Genomic DNA, 15,903 nt, shown 5'->3' with positions numbered 1-15,903 from the left:
GGTCACGCAGCCCGGATGACCGGAGATACTCGTGTCGTTCACCAAGAAGGCGCTTCGGCCTCTCATTCGCGATTCTCAGATGCTGTTCCCTGCTTGAAGGCTGGTAGGAGGCCTGAACCGGAAACTCCTTGCGGTAGCGCAAACTGACGTGATCCAATGCCTGACTTGATCTCGATTGAACAACGACAAGCAGCTCGCGCCGGTCGCGACGTCTCCTTAAAAATTGATTGAAAGTCTTCAGCTTCCAGACGTCATACGACAGTCCGCTGATCCACGACGGCAAACCCGCCTCAGGACCGGCTTGTCGGTATGGAGCCCCCCGGTCTGATGCTCAACCGAATTGACTGCCTGTAGCAATTCCAACGGCAAGTTATGCGCGCTTAGTGCAGCTAATGTTCCCAAAGGGGCTTGAGTTGATAGACTTTGAGCTTCCTCCAAACGAGGCAAAATCTCGATCTATTTTGTTCACTGGCATCGCGCTCGGGGACTTGCTTCCTGCTGGCACCACGCCAGGATTGCGCCCTCGTAAGGGGGCAAGCTGATCGCTAAGCCGCCTGAGAAACGCTCGAAAGCGACGCGGTGTGTCGGGGAGAGGCCAATGAGCACCGGCAGGCCAATGCCGAGCGCCTCCGCTATCAAGGCACGGAAGCCTCTACCCTCAGCTTCGCTTAGCCCGAACTTGTTGAGAATGACGAGATCAGCGCCGTCAGCTTTCAGTCTTGTGGATGCCAGCCCCACGGCGTCCTCAAATGCGCCTGCATCCATTCGGCAGGCGATCGACCCGGTACCCAGCTTCTGCGTAATCCGAGCCACGGGCCCATCGGGAAGCAGCCACAAGTCACTTTCGCAGTCCCCTGTTCCTGCTATGGCCGGAGCTGCGCGCAGGGCGCCGACCGTTCGCACGCCGTCACGCTTAAGCTACGAATATACGTTGCTTAACAATGTATCGGTATGACCGCGTTGGTTTGACAAGACGCTTGCTATGGCCATCACACGACAAATCCCAAGTCAAGAGCGTTAGGCGAACTGAAAGGCCCCGCGACCGGCGTCAGATCCGAACCCACTATAGTCAGTCCACGATTCCGCTTTTCCAGGCGGTAATTATAAGGACCATTCCTGCAACCGTGAGCAGCACCAAAATTCCAGCCAGCATTGTGTCCTCCCAAAGTATGCGTGGTGACTATTGCCTTGGTTCGACTGTACCTCCTTGCGCTACCGCAACCAAGGTACGCTCGATTGATCGGCGCTCATGAGACGTCCCAGGTGAAGGTGACCGGAACTCTTGGACTGGCTTGAATGGGGGGGTGGATATAGTGTTGCCGCGCGCCACTTTTCAGTGGGTCCCGGGTTGATCTTGAACCTGCTGCTTGATCCACGTCAACCAATGCGCGACCGTCCTCTCTTAAATGATCGAGCAATGGAGCGGATCTGAACCATGTCTCGAAAATGGGTAATTCTTGCAATTGCGGCCATAGCCACAACAGCGGTGGCGGTACTCATCTTCCAACGGCCGCTGTCCGTCACCGTTGTACGCCCGGAGACTGATGTACCACTCCGGATTTACGGCCTTGGGACCGTCGAAGCCCGTGTGCTGAGCCGTGTGGGCTTTGAGGTTGGTGCCGCCTTGCTGTCCCTCTCGGCGGACGTGGGCGATCATGTCGCCAAGGACCAAGAACTGGCGAGGCTTCACCCAGCCGAACAAGAAGCCCGCGTGGCGCGGGCCGAGGCGGTCGTCGAAGGCAATGCAGCGACACTCCTGAAAGCCCAAGCCGGCGTCGAGAAGGCCCGCGCCGTCCTCGCTGAACGCGAGGTTGCCAACAAACGCCTCCAGGACCTCGCCCGCAAGGATGTCGCCTCCGTTCAGAGGGCTGAGGAAGCCCAGCGTGACGAGGATGTTGCGCGCGCCGAACTCGCCGTCGCTGAGGCTGACGCCGCTGTCGTTGCAGCCCAGGGCACGGATTCCGCTGCCTCTCTGAAGCTCGAAGAGACCTTGCTGGCGCATCATCGGCTGCTATCGCCCTATGATGCGGTGGTCGTTGCGCGCCATGCGGAACCGGGAACAGTCGTCCGGGCGGGAGACCCGATTTTCACGCTCATCGATCCTGCCAGCGTGTGGATCCAGGCTTACATTGACGAAGAACGGGCAGGCCGGCTGGCTCTCGCCCAGCCCGCGACCATCCACCTGCGGTCCCAACCGCAACGAGAGTTCGTGGGCACTGTTGCTCGCATCGGTCTCGAAAGCGACCGCTCGAACGAGGAGCGCCGTGTCTGGCTGAACTGTACCGACTGCCCTGACCCCATGTATCTGGGAGAGCAGACAGAGGTGCGGATCACGACAGGTACGCGACCATCTGCCCTGATGGTACCGGAGGTCGCGATCCTGGGGGCAGGTCGCTCGGCGATGGAAGCCGTCTGGGACGGCCAGGCCTTCCAGCCGAAGCTGATCCTGCCGGTCTCGTTGTCATGGGATCACCGCGTCGTCGACGGTGTCGCCGCCGCCAGGTTCCTTGGTCACATCGCAGCCCTTCTGGGCGACTTCCGCCGCGCGATCGTTTGAGGCCGAGATGAGCATCACCGAAATCAGAGTGCCTGAAATGGGCGACTTCAAAGATGTCGCCGTCATCGAGGTGCATATCAAGCCTGGCGACGAGATCGCCGCCGAGCAGACCTTGATCGTGCTCGAATCAGACAAGGCTTCCATCGACGTGCCGGCGCCGTTTGCCGGACGCATCGCCTCGGTCGAACTCGCCGTCGGTCAGCGTGTTTCCAAGGGCGCGCTGATCGCCACGGCCGAAACGGCGGCGGCCGAAGCCAAGCCGGCTGTGGCACCGTCCCCATCGCCGGCGGCCGCAGCGCAGGCCACATCCCAAGCCACCGGTGCTGTGCCGGATTGCGATGTGCTGGTGATCGGCGGGGGACCGGGGGGCTATTCGGCCGCCTTTCGCGCCGCCGATCTTGGCCAGCGGGTGATCCTCGTCGAGCGGGAGGCGACGCTGGGTGGCGTCTGCCTCAATGTCGGCTGTATTCCGTCCAAGGCGCTGCTGCATGTCGCGGCGGTCAAGGAGGAGGCCGAACGTCTCGCCGATCATGGCGTCGCCTTCGACACGCCGATTGTCGACCTCGACAAGCTGCGCCGCTTCAAGGCCGGCGTCGTCGCCAGGCTGACCGACGGGCTGAAGGGCATGGCGCGGATGCGCAAGGTCGAAATGGTCAGGGGCACGGCGACATTTGCCGACGCCAATGCTGTCGACGTCGCGCTGCCCGACGGCGGGGGTCGAAGGATCGTTTTCGCCAGGGCGATCGTCGCCGCCGGGTCGGTGCCGGTCCGGCTGCCATTCCTGCCCGACGACCCGCGCATCGTTGATTCCACCGGCGCGCTCGAACTGCCCTTCATCCCCGAACGCATGCTGGTCATCGGCGGCGGCATCATCGGGCTTGAGATGGCCACCGTCTACAGCGCGCTCGGCGCGCGCGTCGATGTGGTCGAACAGTTCGACAGGCTGTTGCCCGATGTCGATCGCGACGTGGTCGAGATCTGGCGCAAGCGCAACGCCCACCGCTTCGATGCCATGCTACTCGGTGCGCGCGTCGAAAGCGTCGTTGCCGAGGAAGATGTCCTTGTCGTGACGACGAGCGGCGCGGAGGCGGGTGTGCGACGCTACGACCTGATCCTGCAGGCGGCGGGCCGGCGGCCGTCAGCCGGGGAACTGCAACTCGCCGCGGCCGGCGTCACCATCGACGCGCGGGGCTTCATCGAGGTCGATGCGCAGATGCGCACGCGCAACCAGAATGTCTTCGCCGTCGGCGACGTCACAGGCAATCCCATGTTGGCGCACAAGGCCGTGCATCAGGGTCATGTCGCCGCCGAGGCGGCATCGGGCCTGAAGAGCTTCATGGATGAAAAGGTCGTGCCGTCGGTCGCCTATACGGACCCCGAGATCGCCTGGGTGGGCGTGACGGAGGACGCGGCCAGGGCCGCCGGTCGCGCCGTAGAAATTGGCAAGTTCCCGTGGGCGGCCTCCGGCAGGGCCATTGCCAATGGCGCCGATTACGGCCTGACCAAGCTGGTGTTCGACAAGGAGACGCACCGCATCATCGGCGGCGCCATTGTCGGCCCGTCCGCCGGCGACATGGTTGGCGAGATCTGCCTGGCAATCGAGATGGGGGCGGATGCCGTCGACATCGGCAAAACCATCCATCCGCATCCGACCCTGGGCGAAACCATCGGCATGGCGGCCGAAGTCGCCGAAGACGTCTGCACCGATCTGCCGCCGACGCGCAGGCGTCCGTAGTCGAGAGGGCCGGCCAAAAGTAGTCTGCCTCTGTGGCTTGACCATTGGGCATAGACTTGGGTCGGCAGAGGAGCGCCCCTCAATAAGGCTGAGTGGAAGACATCTCTGCGTCAGCCTGGCCGTTCATGGATGAGCAAAATTCAAGCGATTCGGTAAGGCACCGCACCGCGCCGGTTCCGGTCAACCGACAGATGCCGCTTTAGTGGCGGCACGGCACGTTGACGGCAACCGGTGCGTTCGCAAATCCGGCACGAAATGCCGATGGGGTCGAAGGCGGCGCGATTGCCGAGGTCGAGCCCGTCGGCGTAGACGAAGTGCCCGGCATGGGCCATCTCGCAGCCGAGCGCGATGGCATAGCGGCGCTGCGGGGCGTGGAAGCCGCCGCCGCCCTTGGTCAGTTCGGTTGCGACGCACAAATAGCGCACGCCATCCGGCGTTTCGGCAAGCTGGCGGATGATGCGGCCGGGCGCCTCGAAGGCTCGATGAACGTTCCAGAGCGGACAGGCGGCGCCGAAGCGCGCGAATTGCAGTTTTGCGGCGCTGTGGCGCTTGGTGATGTTGCCGGCGCGGTCAATGCGGGCAAAGAAGATCGGTACGCCCTTGGCGCCCGGCCGTTGCAGCGTGCTCAGGCGATGTGCCACCTGTTCGATACTGGCGCCGAAGCGTGCGGCCAGAAGCTCCAGGTCATGACGCAGTTCCATCGCTGCCGTCGAAAAGGACTGGTAGGGCAAAGTGAGCGCGCCGGCGAAATAGTTGCGCAGGCCCATCTTGCAGATCTCCAACGCCTCGGAAGATCGGAAGTTTGCGCGCTCGGCAATCCGCGACAACATCGCCTCGCCTTCCAGTTCGGCAATCTGGAAGGCGATCTGGAAGTTGCGCGTGGGGGCCGGCAGATAGGGGTTGAGATAGAGTACGCGTGAACCGGGGTCGAAATGACGGATGAGGTCTTCGTCCGATCCGCCTTTGGCGATGCGCACCTTGTGCCGTTCCTCGATATAGGCGGGTAGGGCTGTACCTGCCTCATTTTCCGACAGGCCAAGCCGAACGGCGAGCTTTTCGGCGGCAATATCAAGCTCGTGGATATAATTGTCAACGAAATGAAAGAAGTCGCGCACCTCCTCATAGGGCGTCGGCTCGGTAGAAATGGCACTCCTGCCCAGCGTATCATCGAGGCTTGCAAGCTGCTCGCTGTTGTGACGATAGGCCTGGTGCAGCGAGATCAACGCACGGGCAAAGCCGGGAGCATTCTGCGCCACCAGCTTGAGTTCCTGCAGATTGGGCACATAGTTTTCAAAAACCGGGTCGGACAGTGTTTCGGTCAGCGCCGAAAGCAGCCGGTCGCTATCGCCCTGCGAAATCTCGGCGATGTCGATCTGGAACTTTTCGGCAAGCGTAAGCAGCACCGAGGCGGACACAGGCCGCTGGTTGTTCTCGATCTGGTTGAGATAGCTGGTTGAAATGCCAATCTGCTCGGCAAAGCCCTGTTGGGTCGCCTTGTGGGTCTGGCGCAACTCGCGCACCTTGCGGCCGATATAGAGCTTTCGGGGTGCCATTCGCAACTTCGCAATTTACAATTTCTGAATTTATATATTACGCATTTGCACATTTTCAACCGTTTTCTCGCGCGCGCCCTGGACGTAATGAAGCCCACTCGCGTCGCGCAGTCGCAGCGGCGGCAGTCTTCATTCTTGCAGTGCTGGAGGAACCATGACGCTCTACCAAGCCATCGCCCCGGAGCGGGCGAGCCGATTCAGCCCGATGGATGTCCTGGCCGTGGTCGCCGGCTCGTTGCTCCTGACGCTGTCGGCCAGGATACAGGTACCGTTCTATCCCGTGCCGATGACCATGCAGACGCTGGTCGTCATCGGTCTCGGGCTCGCGCTCGGCCCGATGCGCGGGGCTGCTGCCGTCGCGCTCTATTTCGCCCAGGGCGCCTTCGGCCTGCCGGTCTTTGCCGGTACGCCTGAAAAGGGCATCGGCCTTGCCTATATGACGGGGCCGACCGGCGGCTATCTTGCAGGATACATTCCGGCCACGCTGCTTGCCGGCTGGCTGGCCCGTCGCGGCTGGGACCGCAATCCCTTCACCGCCATGGCGGCTGCCTTGCTCGCCGGCGCGGTGATCTATGTGCCAGGCCTTTTGTGGCTGGGCGCAGTCATTGGCTGGGAAAAGCCCGTGCTGGCTTTTGGCCTCTATCCATTCATCCCCGCCGACATCGCCAAGGCCATGCTTGCGGCGATTGCCTTCCCCGCCGCCTGGAAACGGCTGTCGGCAAAGGGCGTGAACTGATGAGCGCGGTTCTGGAACAACTGGAAACGCGCCGCGCAGAAGCCCGCCTTGGCGGTGGACAAAAGCGCATCGACGCCCAGCACGCCAAGGGCAAGCTGACGGCGCGGGAACGCCTCGAAGTGCTTCTCGACGAAGGGTCGTTCGAGGAATACGACATGTATGTCACCCACCGCGCCACCGATTTCGGCATGGCGAGCCAGAAGGTGGCGGGCGACGGCGTCGTCACCGGATGGGGCACCATCAACGGCCGCATGGTCTATGTCTTTTCGCAGGACTTCACCGTGCTTGGCGGCTCATTGTCGGAAACGCATGCGCAGAAAATCTGCAAGATCATGGACATGGCGATGCGCAACGGTGCGCCGGTCATCGGCCTCAACGACAGTGGCGGCGCGCGCATCCAGGAAGGCGTCGCCTCGCTCGCCGGCTATGCCGACGTGTTCAAGCGCAATGTCGATGCTTCGGGGGTGGTGCCGCAGATTTCGGTTATCATGGGGCCATGCGCTGGCGGCGCGGTCTATTCGCCGGCCATGACCGACTTCATCTTCATGGTGCGCGATAGCTCCTACATGTTCGTCACCGGCCCGGACGTGGTGAAGACCGTCACCAACGAGATCGTCACCGCCGAGGAACTGGGCGGCGCGCGTACGCACACGACCAAATCCTCGGTCGCCGATGGCGCTTATGAAAACGACATCGAGACGCTGGAGCAGGTGCGGGCCTTGTTCGACTTCCTGCCGCTCAACAATCGCGAGAAGCCGCCGGTGCGGCCCTTCCACGACGATCCGTCGCGGCTGGAAATGCGGCTCGACACGCTGGTGCCCGACAGTGCCGCAAAGCCTTACGATATGCGCGAACTGGTCCTGGCGCTCGCCGACGAAGGCGATTTCTTCGAGATACAGGAAGTCTTTGCGAGAAACATCATCACCGGCTTTTTGCGCCTCGAAGGCCAGACGATCGGCGTCGTCGCCAACCAGCCCATGGTTCTGGCCGGGTGCCTCGACATCGATTCCTCGCGCAAGGCCGCGCGCTTCGTGCGCTTCTGCGACGCGTTCTCGATCCCGCTCCTGACGCTGGTCGACGTTCCGGGTTTCCTGCCCGGCACCGCCCAGGAATATGGCGGCGTCATCAAGCATGGGGCCAAGCTTCTGTTCGCCTATTCCCAGGCGACCGTGCCGATGGTGACGTTGATCACCAGAAAGGCCTATGGGGGCGCCTATGACGTCATGGCCTCCAAGCATATCGGCGCCGACGTCAATTACGCCTGGCCGACCGCCGAGATCGCGGTGATGGGCGCCAAGGGTGCAACCGAAATTCTCTACCGCTCCGAACTCGGCGACCCGGAAAAGATCACTGCCCGGACCAGGGAATATGAGGAGCGCTTCGCCAATCCGTTCGTGGCGGCCGAGCGCGGCTTCATCGACGAGGTGATCATGCCGCATTCGTCGCGCAAGCGCATCGCGCGCGCCTTCGCGGCACTGCGCGGCAAGAGCGTCGAACCGCGGTGGAAGAAGCACGACACGATGCCGCTGTGAGGGTGAGAAATGTGTGATCAGGTTCTCTATGGCGACACAGTCTGCACGACGCCGAGACAAGTTGCGACGTTGGTCGGTGGCCCTGATGGGCTGATTTGGTTCGACCATCAGGGCGAAATGGATTGGTGCCTTTGTGTGATTGACCTTCCGAAGACCCTCGATCAGGCCAATCTCAGGTGGAAGCAGGACATAAATCCAGAAATTTTCACGGTTGAACGCTAGGCAAACCATGTTCAAGAAAATCCTCATCGCCAATCGTGGTGAAATCGCCTGCCGGGTCATAAAGACGGCCAAGAAGCTGGCCATCGCAACCGTCGCCGTCTATTCCGACGCCGACCGCGACGCGCTGCATGTGAAGATGGCCGACGAAGCGGTCCATATCGGTCCCGCGCAGTCGAACCAGTCCTACATCGTCATCGCAAAGATTCTGGACGCGGTGCGCGCCACCGGCGCGGATGCCGTGCATCCGGGCTATGGCTTCCTGTCGGAAAACGCCAATTTCGCCGAGGCGCTGAAGGCTGAAGGAGTCGCCTTCATCGGCCCGCCGCCGGTGGCAATCGAAGCCATGGGCGACAAGATTACCTCCAAAAAGATCGCGGCAAGTGCTGGTGTTTCGACGGTGCCCGGTCATATGGGGCTGATTGCAGATGCGGACGAAGCCCTCCGCATTGCGGGCTCGATCGGCTATCCGGTGATGATTAAGGCCTCGGCCGGCGGCGGCGGCAAGGGCATGCGCATCGCCTGGAACGATTCTGAGGCGCGCGAAGGCTTTCAATCGTCAAAGAACGAGGCAAAGGCCTCCTTCGGCGACGACCGCATCTTCATCGAGAAATTCGTGACGCAGCCGCGCCACATCGAAATCCAGGTGCTGGGCGACCAGCATGGTAACCTCGTCTATCTGGGCGAGCGCGAATGCTCGATCCAGCGCCGCAACCAGAAGGTCATCGAGGAAGCACCGTCGCCTTTCCTCGACGCCGCGACCCGCAAGGCGATGGGCGAGCAGGCCGTCGCCCTTGCCAAGGCCGTCGGCTATTTCTCGGCCGGCACGGTCGAGTTCATCGTCGATCAGGACAAGAAATTCTACTTCCTCGAGATGAACACAAGGCTGCAGGTCGAGCATCCGGTGACGGAACTCATCACCGGCATCGACCTGGTCGAGGAAATGATCCGCGTCGCCGCCGGCGAGAGACTGCGCCTTGCCCAACAGGACGTGAAGCTGAACGGCTGGGCGATCGAAAGCCGGCTCTATGCGGAAGATCCGTATCGCAGCTTCCTGCCGTCCATTGGGCGTCTGTCACGCTACCGGCCGCCGGTCGAGGGCGCACGCGACGACGGCACGGTCGTCCGCAACGACACCGGCGTCTTCGAAGGCGGCGAAATCTCGATGTATTACGACCCGATGATTGCCAAGCTGTGCAGCTGGGCTCCCGACCGTCTATCGGCGATCGACGCCATGGCGCAGGCGCTGGATGATTTCGAGGTCGAGGGCATCGGCCACAACCTGCCGTTCCTGTCGGCCGTCATGGAGCATCCGCGCTTCCGCGAAGGCCGGCTGACGACCGCCTTCATAGCCGAGGAATATCCAGACGGTTTTGGCGGTGTCGAGCCCTCGCCCGAAGATGTCAGGCTGCTCGCCGCCGTTGCCGCGCATGTCCATCTTTGCGGCGAAAGGCGCAATGTCCGGATCTCCGGCGCGCTTGCCAACCGTCAGCGCGCAGTTGGAGAAGGCTGGGTCGTGACCCTTCCCGAACACGAACTGGCTGTGAAACTGTGCGAGCAGGACGGCGGCTCACTGGTCGAATTCGCCGATGGCAGCACGCTTTCCGTGACGAGCGACTGGCTGCCGGGCATGAGCCATGCGATCTTTGCCGTCCGCGCGACGCGGATGGGCGTAAAGGTCTCGCCGGCGAATTCGGCCTTTCGGCTGCGCTGGCGCGGCATTGATGTTCTGGCTTATGTGCGCTCACCGCGGGTCGCCGAACTTGCCCGGTTGATGCCGCAGAAGCTGCCGCCGGACACGTCGAAAATGCTGCTCTGCCCGATGCCGGGTGTGGTCACGTCCATCGCTGTTCAGGCTGGCGATCAGGTCGAGGCGGGTCAGGCGCTGGCCACGGTGGAAGCCATGAAGATGGAGAACGTGCTGCGCGCCGAACGTCGCGGCGTGGTCGCGCGCATCGCTGCGGCGGCAGGTGCCAGCCTGGCCGTGGACGAACTGATCATGGAATTCGAGTAGGATTAATCGGAACGCTCAAAGGAGGTCTGCATGACCAATCCCGACCTCTCCCAATGGCAGGCTCTCGCGGAGCGCGAGACCAAGACCTCAGCCGATGCGCTTGTCTGGAACACGCCCGAGGGCATTGCGGTCAAGCCGCTCTACACGGCAGACGATCTGGAGGGGATCTCCCATCTGGACAGCCTCCCCGGCTTCGCGCCCTTCATGCGCGGGCCGCGCGCCACCATGTATGCCGGCCGGCCGTGGACCATCCGCCAGTATGCCGGCTTCTCGACGGCGGAGGAGTCCAACGCCTTCTACCGCAACGCGCTGGCGGCCGGGCAGCAGGGCGTGTCGGTGGCCTTCGACCTTGCCACTCATCGCGGTTATGACAGCGACCACCCGCGCGTCGAAGGCGATGTCGGCAAGGCGGGCGTTGCCATTGATTCCGTCGAGGACATGAAAGTCCTGTTCGAAGGCATTCCGCTGGAGCAGGTTTCCGTCTCCATGACCATGAATGGTGCGGTGATCCCGATCCTCGCCAGTTTCATCGTCGCCGGCGAGGAGCAGGGCGTGCCGCGCGCCACGCTGTCGGGAACCATCCAGAACGACATCCTCAAGGAGTTCATGGTCCGCAACACTTATATCTATCCGCCCGAACCCTCGATGCGAATCGTTGCCGACATAATCGAATACACGGCAAAGGAGATGCCAAAGTTCAATTCGATTTCCATCTCCGGTTATCACATGCAGGAGGCGGGCGCGACGCTGGTGCAGGAGCTTGCCTTCACACTTGCCGACGGGCGCGAATATGTGCGTGCGGCGCTGAAGAAGGGGCTGAATGTCGACGACTTCGCCGGGCGGCTGTCCTTCTTCTTCGCCATCGGCATGAATTTCTTCATGGAAGCCGCGAAGCTGCGCGCCGCGCGGCTGCTCTGGTCGCGCATCATGACGGAATTCGAGCCGAAAAAGCCGTCGTCGCTGATGTTGCGCACGCACTGCCAGACATCGGGCGTGTCGTTGCAGGAGCAGGACCCCTACAACAACATCGTGCGCACGGCCTTCGAGGCAATGTCGGCCGCGCTCGGCGGCACGCAGTCGCTGCACACCAACTCCTTCGACGAGGCGATCGCGCTGCCGACCGAGTTCTCGGCCCGCATCGCCCGCAACACCCAGCTCATCCTCCAGCACGAAACCGGCGTGACGAAGGTCGTCGATCCGCTGGCCGGCTCCTACTATGTCGAGAGCCTCACCCACGAGCTGGCCGACAAGGCCTGGGCGCTGATCGAGGAGATCGAGGCGCTGGGCGGGATGACCAAAGCGGTCGATTCCGGCCTGCCGAAACGGTTGATCGAGGAGGCCGCCACGCGCAGGCAGGCGGCCGTCGACAAGGGCGAGGAAGTGATCGTCGGCGTCAACAGATACCGGCTCGAGCAGGAAGACGAGATCGACATTCTGGAGATCGACAATTCCGCCGTCCGGACCGCGCAGATCGCCCGCATCGAACGTACGCGCCGCCAGCGCGACCCCAGCCGTGTGGAGGAAACGCTTGGCGAGCTTGAACAGGTGGCGCGCAGTGGCGAAGGGAACTTGCTTGGCGCGGCCGTGGAGGCGGCGCGGGCGCGCGCCACGGTGGGCGAGATTTCCGATGCCATGCGCCGCGCCTTCGGCGACCACGCGGCCGTGCCAAAGGTGGTCGGCAACGTCTACGGCGAGGCCTATGACGGCGAGCCGGAATTCAGGACATTGGTCGAGCGGCTAGGCGAATTTGCCGGCTCGCTCGGCGTAAAGCCGCGCATCATGGTGGCCAAGCTCGGTCAGGACGGTCACGACCGGGGCGCCAAGGTGATTGCTTCGGCCTTTGGCGACATCGGTTTCGAGATCGTCGCCGGGCCGCTGTTCCAGACGCCGGAAGAGGCGGCGGACACCGCTATTGCCGCAAAGGTCCATGTGGTGGGCATGTCGTCGCTGGCGGCGGGCCACAAGACGCTCGCCCCGCAACTGGTCGACGCGCTGAAGGAGAGGGGCGCGGAAAACGTCATCGTCGTCGTAGGTGGCGTCATCCCACGCCAAGATTACCAGTATCTGCTCGACCATGGCGTGGCGGCGGTCTTCGGCCCCGGCACCAATGTGCTCGATGCGGCCCGCGCCGTGCTCGACCTTCTGGAAGGACGCCGCCGCAACCGATAATGGTTCGGCCGGACACATGATGAATTGCGCGGCTCGCTATCGCAGCCGCTTTGGAGGGCTCAACAATGTCAATGTCCGTCGTCAGGTTTTTTGGGGCAACTGGCGGCGTGAGCTAACGGAGGCTCTGGCCCATCAGGGTTGTCATTTTAGGCGGCCGCGTCTCGATGAAGCAAGCGGCGTTGTCTGATGGTTTCGCGTTTGATCCTTTCTCTTTCCAGCGTGATGATGTCGCCGCGCCCGAAGTAGACGTCGGCGGGTGTGAGATTGCCGAGGCTCTCGTGGTGACGGCGGTGGTTGTAATGATCGACGAAGGTGGTGATCTGCCGCTCGAGATCGCCCGGCAGGAAGTAGTTTTCCAAGAGGATGCGGTTCTTCAGCGTCTGATGCCAGCGCTCGATCTTGCCCTGCGTCTGGGGATGGCAGGGGGCTCCGCGGGCGTGCTCCATGCCCTTGTCGGATAGCCATGCGGCGAGATCGGACGAGACGTAGGACGGGCCGTTGTCGGACAACAGCCTCGGCCGCTGCATGACCCTGGCGCTGCCGCAGCCGGAAGCCTGCAGCGCCATGGTCAGCGTGTCGGTGACGTCCCCGGCCTTCATCGTATTGCACAGCTTCCAGGCGATGATGTAGCGGGAGAAGTCGTCAAGCACGCTCGACAGATAGAACCAGCCCCAGCCGATGACCTTCAGATAGGTGAAGTCGGTCTGCCAGAGCTGGTTCGGCGCTGTCGTCTTGTCGTGGAACTCATCGGCGGCCTTGATGACGATGAAGGCCGGGCTGGTGATCAGGTCATGAGCCTTGAGCAGGCGATAGACCGACGATTCCGACACAAAGTAGCCCTTCGTGTCGGTGAAGGTGACCGCCAGCTCCCGCGGCGACAGCTCCGGCTCGTTCAGCGCCAACTCGATGATCTGGCCGCGCACCTCGTCGGGAACACGGTTCCAAACCCGTTCGGGCAAGGGTTGCGATCCTCAGCGCATTGACACCGCCGGCAAGGAAACGATCATACCAGCGATTGAAGGTCGAGCGCGGGATTCCGAGTTTTTGCAGCGCGCGCCGCGCCGACAGGTGCGACTGCTCCACCAGGCGGATGATCTCCTGCTTCTCGGATGCGGGGTATCTCATTCGTCGTCGCCCCCATCCGCGATCATGCTTTTTTAAGAATCCGCAGCTCAAGGCCTGCTCGGCGACGACCTCCTTGAGATCGCGCGCCTCCTTGCGCAGCATCTTCACCTCGTCGCTGGTCGCGGCACGGGCCGTGTCCCCAGCCAGGCGCTTCTTGCCAGCTTCGAGGAACTCTTACGACCAGGTGTAATACAGGCTCTCGGCGATCCCTTCGCGGCGGCACAGCGCGGCAATCGATTCCTCGCCGCGCAGGCCCTCCAGAACGATGCGGATCTTTTCCTCGGCCCAATACTGCTTGCGGGTCGCGCGGCGGATGTCTTTGATGACCTGCTCCGCTGGCGCTTTCCCGGTTCCGGATTTCTGTCTCATCTTCGCTCCTTTGAAAGGCTACGATGAACCAGAAATCCTCCGTTCTCAGTTAAGCCGGTTTGGTCCCATCAGCGCTGACCCCGGACAACCTGCTCACGAGCCATGGAAAGGATCATCGCCTTCAGCGCATCAACATCGTCGGGAAGGGCAAGACCCGGTAGAACCATGGCAAGCAGCAGAGCACAAAATCGGCCGTATTCCCAACCGTTCCAGCCCCATGAATCATCTTGCCGCAGGCTGGTTTCAGCCCGTCGACAAAGGCCGCCTGATCCTGGCCGGACGGATCTTTTTCCAGTCCAGCCCGGCCAGAAGCGCCATCAACTGGGCGTGGTCGAGACGCATGCGCGCGGCCGATATACTTGGCCAGCAGAAGCTGTGGGATCGACATCGCCGCCGGCGCGCACCACGGCATCGCCAATGGCGATTTCCACCGTGTCGCTGCCCACCGCTTCAAAGCGCGTGAACTTCGCCGGCTTGCTCGCTGCCTCCGTCAGCGGAGCAACCATGCCGACGAAAGCGCCTTACGACGTCAGGCATAGAGCTGCGAGGGGTCCAGCCCGTGAGAGCGAGCAAGCGCCGACACGTTGGATCCCGGAGAGAACGCCTGGCTGCGGCGACATCATCATGCTGGAAAGGGAAAGGATCAAACGCGAAACCATCAAGCAACGCCGCTTGCTTCATCGAGAAGCGGCCGCATAAATGACAACCCTGATTGGTCTGCCCCCTGAAAAGTGGTCCTCCGTGAAGTAGGCTATTGAGCCTTGGAGAGGACGTTGGAATGCCCCAGAAGAAGCACAAGCCCGAAGAGATTGTCGCGAAGCTACGCCAAGTGGATGTTTTGCTTTCACAAGGCCGATCGGTTGGCGAAGCGGTTCGTTCGATTGGCGTGACGCAGTTTACGTACTACCGGTGGCGCAAGGAGTTCGGCGGCCTGAAGGGAGATCAGGTAAAGCGTCTCAAGGAGCTCGAGAAAGAGAACGACCGGCTGCGCAAGGCCGTGTCGGACCTGACGCTCGAGAAGCTAATCCTGAAAGAGGCTGCCTCGGGAAACTTCTGAGCCCTTCCCGCCGTCGCCGCTGCGTCGACCATGTGATGTCGAAGTTCTCTGTTTCGGAGCGCTTTGCCTGCAGGGTTCTCGGCCAGCATCGCTCGACGCAGCGCAAGAAGCCGCATGGCCGACCGGATGAAGAGGCGTTGACGGCAGACATCATCCGACTGGCCTCGCGCTACGGACGCTATGGCTATCGCCGGATCACGGCGATGCTGCGGTCCGAGGGCTGGATGGTGAACGCCAAACGCGTTGAGCGCATCTGGCGGCGGGAGGGGCTGAAGGTTCCCCAGAAGCAACCGAAGAAAGGACGGCTCTGGTTGAATGACGGATCATGCGTCCGGCTTCGGCCCGAGTATCCCAACCATGTCTGGTCCTACGACTTCGTCGAGGGCCGGACCCACAATGGCAGGAAGTTCCGCATGCTCAACATCATTGACGAGTTCACCCGGGAATGCCTAGCGATCCGCATCGATCGTAAGCTCAACTCGACCGACGTCATCGACGTCCTATCCGATCTGTTCATCCTGCGCGGGGTGCCCGGCCATGTTCGTTCCGACAATGGTCCGGAGTTCATTGCCAAGGCCGTGCGGGAGTGGATTGCCGCTGTCGGCGCGAAGACCGCCTTCATCGAGCCGGGAAGTCCTTGGGAGAACGGCTACTGCGAGAGCTTCAACTCGAAGCTTCGCGACGAACTGCTCAACGGTGAGATCTTCTACAGCCTCGCCGAGGCAAAGATCATCATCGAGGCTTGGCGGCGCTACTACAACACCGAGCGGCCGCACTCATCGCTCGGATACAAACCACCGGCCCCGGAGACCATTGTCTGGCCTGCACCGCCACGGC

9 protein-coding genes and 2 pseudogenes are annotated in these 15,903 nt (G+C 62.3%); 7 read left to right on the top strand and 4 right to left on the bottom strand.

Going from position 1 to position 15,903, the window contains the following annotated elements:
* Positions 1–465 precede the first annotated feature (465 nt).
* Positions 466–906: pseudogene (locus ACE3PP_RS09845) on the bottom strand (DUF2478 domain-containing protein); the annotation flags it as partial.
* A gap of 529 nt (positions 907–1,435) precedes the next feature.
* Between ACE3PP_RS09845 and ACE3PP_RS09840 the strand changes: the two are divergent.
* Both ACE3PP_RS09840 and lpdA read left to right on the top strand, forming a co-directional pair.
* On the top strand, positions 1,436–2,557 hold the full coding sequence (locus ACE3PP_RS09840; RefSeq protein ID WP_374381260.1) for an HlyD family efflux transporter periplasmic adaptor subunit: 1,122 nt from the start codon (positions 1,436–1,438) through the stop codon (positions 2,555–2,557).
* Between the two features lie 7 nt (positions 2,558–2,564).
* On the top strand, positions 2,565–4,292 hold the full coding sequence (gene lpdA, locus ACE3PP_RS09835; protein ID WP_374381257.1) for a dihydrolipoyl dehydrogenase: 1,728 nt from the start codon (positions 2,565–2,567) through the stop codon (positions 4,290–4,292).
* 140 nt (positions 4,293–4,432) lie between these two features.
* On the opposite strand, the gene ACE3PP_RS09830 is transcribed toward lpdA, so the two are convergent.
* The gene (locus ACE3PP_RS09830) at positions 4,433–5,845 is read right to left on the bottom strand and encodes a short-chain fatty acyl-CoA regulator family protein (RefSeq protein ID WP_374381254.1); all 1,413 of its coding nucleotides are present in this window, start codon (positions 5,843–5,845) and stop codon (positions 4,433–4,435) included.
* A gap of 154 nt (positions 5,846–5,999) precedes the next feature.
* Here ACE3PP_RS09830 and ACE3PP_RS09825 point away from each other — a divergent pair, with 154 nt between their 5' ends.
* The 4 genes from ACE3PP_RS09825 to scpA all read left to right on the top strand — a co-directional run bounded on the left by ACE3PP_RS09825 (position 6,000) and on the right by scpA (position 12,515).
* Complete coding sequence (locus ACE3PP_RS09825) at positions 6,000–6,581, top strand: biotin transporter BioY (protein ID WP_374381252.1); 582 nt, start codon at positions 6,000–6,002, stop codon at positions 6,579–6,581.
* Entirely contained in the window at positions 6,581–8,113 is a 1,533-nt protein-coding gene (locus tag ACE3PP_RS09820) for an acyl-CoA carboxylase subunit beta (protein WP_374381249.1), read from the top strand. Before ACE3PP_RS09825 ends, ACE3PP_RS09820 begins: the two co-directional genes overlap by 1 nt.
* Positions 8,114–8,342: 229 nt before the next feature.
* Entirely contained in the window at positions 8,343–10,346 is a 2,004-nt protein-coding gene (locus ACE3PP_RS09815; RefSeq protein ID WP_374381246.1) for an acetyl-CoA carboxylase biotin carboxylase subunit, read from the top strand.
* A 30-nt stretch (positions 10,347–10,376) separates the two neighbouring features.
* Complete coding sequence (gene scpA, locus ACE3PP_RS09810) at positions 10,377–12,515, top strand: methylmalonyl-CoA mutase (RefSeq protein ID WP_374381243.1); 2,139 nt, start codon at positions 10,377–10,379, stop codon at positions 12,513–12,515.
* A 146-nt stretch (positions 12,516–12,661) separates the two neighbouring features.
* Here scpA and ACE3PP_RS09805 read toward each other — a convergent pair.
* Both ACE3PP_RS09805 and ACE3PP_RS09800 read right to left on the bottom strand, forming a co-directional pair.
* Positions 12,662–14,009: pseudogene (locus tag ACE3PP_RS09805) on the bottom strand (IS3 family transposase).
* Between the two features lie 317 nt (positions 14,010–14,326).
* On the bottom strand, positions 14,327–14,515 hold the full coding sequence (locus tag ACE3PP_RS09800; protein ID WP_374381240.1) for a hypothetical protein: 189 nt from the start codon (positions 14,513–14,515) through the stop codon (positions 14,327–14,329).
* A 272-nt stretch (positions 14,516–14,787) separates the two neighbouring features.
* Between ACE3PP_RS09800 and ACE3PP_RS09795 the strand changes: the two genes are divergently transcribed.
* Positions 14,788–15,903, top strand: a protein-coding gene (locus tag ACE3PP_RS09795) for an IS3 family transposase (protein WP_374381237.1) whose coding sequence is annotated in 2 segments (ribosomal slippage) — positions 14,788–15,052 and positions 15,052–15,903 — 1,117 coding nt annotated over the 2 segments. Because the reading frame shifts where the segments join, the coding sequence is not laid out codon by codon here. This gene is flagged as partial in the annotation.

Origin of the sequence: Dongia sp. (assembly GCF_041910485.1) — a bacterium.
GTDB lineage: Bacteria > Pseudomonadota > Alphaproteobacteria > Dongiales > Dongiaceae > Dongia.
The sequence above is the reverse complement of the archived record's forward strand: the minus strand, read 5'-3'. Positions and strand labels throughout refer to the sequence as shown.